The sequence below is a fragment of the Rhizobacter sp. genome (assembly GCF_031412075.1).
Lineage (GTDB): Bacteria > Pseudomonadota > Gammaproteobacteria > Burkholderiales > Burkholderiaceae_C > Rhizobacter.
On sequence record NZ_JANOCG010000259.1, the window covers coordinates 1 to 3,792 of the forward strand.

4 protein-coding genes are annotated in these 3,792 nt (G+C 65.0%); all 4 read left to right on the plus strand.

Annotated elements, in window-relative coordinates:
* A partial coding sequence (locus tag RMO40_RS09320) for a substrate-binding domain-containing protein (RefSeq protein WP_309719520.1) occupies positions 1–945 on the plus strand: 945 nt, incomplete at its 5' end.
* A gap of 183 nt (positions 946–1,128) precedes the next feature.
* Positions 1,129–2,382, plus strand: a complete 1,254-nt coding sequence (locus RMO40_RS09325) for an extracellular catalytic domain type 2 short-chain-length polyhydroxyalkanoate depolymerase (protein ID WP_309719523.1) — start codon at positions 1,129–1,131, stop codon at positions 2,380–2,382.
* 36 nt (positions 2,383–2,418) lie between these two features.
* Complete coding sequence (locus RMO40_RS09330) at positions 2,419–3,174, plus strand: ATP-binding cassette domain-containing protein (RefSeq protein ID WP_309719526.1); 756 nt, start codon at positions 2,419–2,421, stop codon at positions 3,172–3,174.
* Positions 3,171–3,792: ABC transporter ATP-binding protein (locus RMO40_RS09335; RefSeq protein ID WP_489660134.1), on the plus strand; the 622-nt coding region annotated here is incomplete at its 3' end. The genes RMO40_RS09330 and RMO40_RS09335, both read left to right, overlap by 4 nt.

Below are 3,792 nucleotides of genomic sequence, written 5' to 3' on the forward strand. Positions count from 1 at the left end.
GGCAAGAGCCTGCTGGCCACCGCCTACGGCGACGACAAGGCCGACATCGCCATCGGCACCACCGGCTCGGGTGTGGCGCTGGCCATGCTGCCCGTCGCCGAGGAGTACAAGAAGATCCTGCTGGTGGAGCCGGCCGTGGCCGACTCGATCACCGGCGAGAAGTGGAACAAGTACATCTTCCGCACCGGCCGCAACAGTTCGCAAGACGCGATCTCCAATGCGGTCGCCTTGGACAAGGCCGGCGTGACCGTGGCCACCCTCGCGCAAGACTTCGCCTTCGGCCGCGACGGTGTGAAGGCCTTCCGCGACGCGATCAAGAACGCCAAGCTCGTGCACGAGGAGTACCTGCCTCCCGCGACCACCGACTTCACCGCCGGCATCCAGCGGGTGATCGACGCGCTGAAAGACAAACCCGGCCGCAAGATCGTCTGGGTGGTGTGGGCCGGCGCCAACTCACCGTTCAGCAAGTTCGCCGACCTCGAGCTGCAAAAGCGCTACGGCATCGAGCTCGCCTCCGGCGGCAACATCTTGCCGGCGCTCGTCGCCTACAAGCAATACCCCGGCCTCGAAGGTGCGGCGTACTACTACTTCGGCATCCCGAAGAACCCGGTCAACGAGTGGCTGGTCGCCAACCACTACAAGAAGTTCCAGACGCCGCCTGACTTCTTCACCGCGGGTGGCATGAGCGCTGCCATTGCACTGGTCGAGGCACTGAAGAAGACCCAGGGCAATACCAACACCGACAAGCTCATCACCACGATGGAAGGCATGAGCTTCGAGACGCCCAAGGGCAAGATGACCTTCCGCAAGGAAGACCACCAGGCCATGCAGAGCATGTACCACTTCAAGATCAAGATCGACCCGGCCTTTGCCTGGGGTGTGCCCGAGCTGATCCGCGAGATCAAGCCCGAGGAGATGAACATCCCGATCAACAACAAGCGTTGATCACGTAGCGCCGTCATTCCCGATTTCGCGGGCCAGAGTCCGTTCGCCCTGAGCCTGTCGAAGGGTGCGCAGAGCACGGCGCTGGCTCCCTTCGACAGGCTCAGGGCGATCGGGAATACAGGCTCAGCCCGAACGGAGTTTGGCGGGCAGCTGAAGCATGTCGCAAATCAAGAGGGGACCAGCATGAGCAGCTTTCTCAAGCGTTTTGTTGCGGCGTTGTCGTTTGCTGTTGCCGCCTGCACGCAAGCCGCCGTGCCACTGCCCGCGTACAACATCGACACCAGCCAGATCACCGTGTCGGGCCTGTCGGCGGGCGGCTTCATGGCCAACCAGCTCGGCTACGCCTACTCGTCGACCTTCAAGGGCGTGGGCGTGTTCGCGGGCGGCCCCTACATGTGCGCGGGTCACAGCAACTACACCGCCTGCATGTACAACGCGTCGATCAGCGCCAGCATGCTGAGCACCATGCAGGCCGACATCAACAACTGGAGCGGCACCTCGATCGACAACAAGTCGAATGTCGCCGCCCAGAAGATCTACATGTTCGTCGGCAGCAGCGACACCACCGTCGGCCCCAACCCGATGAACGCGGCACGCACGCAGTACACCCACAACGGCGTGCCCGCGGCCAACCTCGAGTTCGTGCAGCGCGCCAGCACGGCACACGTGTTCCCGACCGACTTCGGCGCCACCGGCAACAACGCCTGCAGCAGCAGCGCCTCGCCCTACATCAGCAACTGCGGCTACGACGGCGCCAAGGCCGCGTTGACCCAGTTCTACGGCACGCTCAGCGCCCGCAACAACGCGCCTGCCGCAGCCAACTACATCGAGTTCAACCAGTCGGCCTTCACCAGCAACCCCGGCATGGCCGCCACCGGCTGGCTCTACGTGCCGGCCAGCTGCGCCAGCGGCACGCCATGCAAGCTGCACGTGGCCCTGCACGGCTGCCAGCAGAACTACGCGACCATCGGCGACAAGTTCGTCAAGAACACCGGCTACACACGCTGGGCCGACACCAACCACATCATCGTGTTGTTCCCACAGACCAAGGTGGATAGCAGCCGCCGTGCCACCTCGGCCAGCGGCTCCTTGCCCAACCCCAATGGCTGCTGGGATTGGGTGGGCTGGTACGGCAGCGACTTCGCGCAGAAGGCCGGCACCCAGCAGGCGGCCATCAAGGCGATGGTCGACCGGCTGGCCTCGGGTGGCGGCACACCACCTGACCCCGACCCCAACCCACCGCCACCGCCCGGCCCCGCGCCCACCTGCTTCAGCGCGAGCAACTACGCCCACACCACCGCTGGCCGCGCGACGGTTGTGATGGGTTACGCGCGGGCCAACGGCTCCGGCCAGAACATGGGTCTGTGGAATGTGTTCGTCACGACCACGCTCAAGCAGACCGCTCCCAACTACTACGTGATCGGAACGTGCCCCTGACGGTGCCCGTGTGGAACCTGCCCTGAACTGACAAAGATGCTCGAAACCAAAGACCTCACCATCCGCTTCGGCGGGCACGTGGCGGTGGATCATGTGAGCTGCGCTTTCCAGCCCGGCACCCTGACCGCCATCGTCGGCCCCAACGGCGCGGGCAAGACCACCTACTTCAACCTGATCTCCGGCCAGCTTCGCGCGACCGAAGGGGTAGTGAAGTTGAACGGTGTCGACATCACCCGTGAAGCCGCCTCGGCCCGCACGCACCGCGGGCTGGGCCGGGCTTTCCAGCTGACCCAGCTGTTCCCCAACCTGTCGGTGGTGGAGAACGTGCGCCTGGCCGTGCAATCGCGTCGCAAGGAGGGGCTCAACCTCTGGTCGGTGTGGCTCGACCGGCGCAACACGCTGGAGCGTGCCCACGCCATGCTGGAGCGTGTGCGCCTGGCCGACAAGGCCGACGTGGCCGCAAGCAGCCTGCCGCACGGTGACCAACGCAAGCTCGAGGTCGCCATGCTGATGGCACTCGACCCGCAGGTTTTCATGTTCGACGAACCCACCGCCGGCATGAGCGTGGACGAGGTGCCGGTGATCCTGGACCTCATCCGCGCACTCAAATCAAGGCGCGACTGCACCATCTTGCTGGTCGAGCACAAGATGGACGTGGTGCGCGAGCTGGCCGACCGCATCATCGTGCTGCACAACGGTCAGCTGGTGGCCGACGGTGAACCGGCCGCGGTGATCGCCTCGCCGATCGTTCAGCAGGCTTATCTCGGTACCGTGGCGGAGGCGACGCCATGAGCGACGACCGCGAACCTCCGTTCGGGCTGAGCTTGTCGAAGCCCAGCGCGCTTGCCACTCAGGCTTCGACTGGCTCAGCCCGAACGGTGGAGGGCGTGCTCCTGTCTCTGCAAGGCGTGCAAACGCACATCGGGGCGTATCACATCCTGCACGGCGTCGACTTCGAGGTACCCACTGGCCAGGTCACCATGCTGCTCGGCCGCAATGGCGCCGGCAAGACCACCACGCTGCGAACCATCATGGGTTTGTGGGCCGCCTCGAAAGGCCGCGTGCGCTTCGACGGCCAAGACATCGCCGGCCTCCCCACACCCGACATCGCCCAACTCGGCATCGCCTACGTGCCCGAGAACATGGGCATCTTTGCCGACCTCTCGGTGCGCGAAAACATGCTGCTCGCCGCGCGCAACGCCAGCACCGTGGAGCAGATGGACACCAAGCGCCTCGAATGGTTGTTCGAGCTGTTTCCCGCGGTGAAGAAGTTCTGGCTGCACCCGGCGGGCAAGCTCTCGGGCGGGCAGAAGCAGATGCTCGCGATTGCACGCGCGATGGTTGAGCCGCGCCGCCTGCTGCTCATCGACGAGCCGAGCAAGGGCCTCGCGCCGGCCATCATCCAGAACC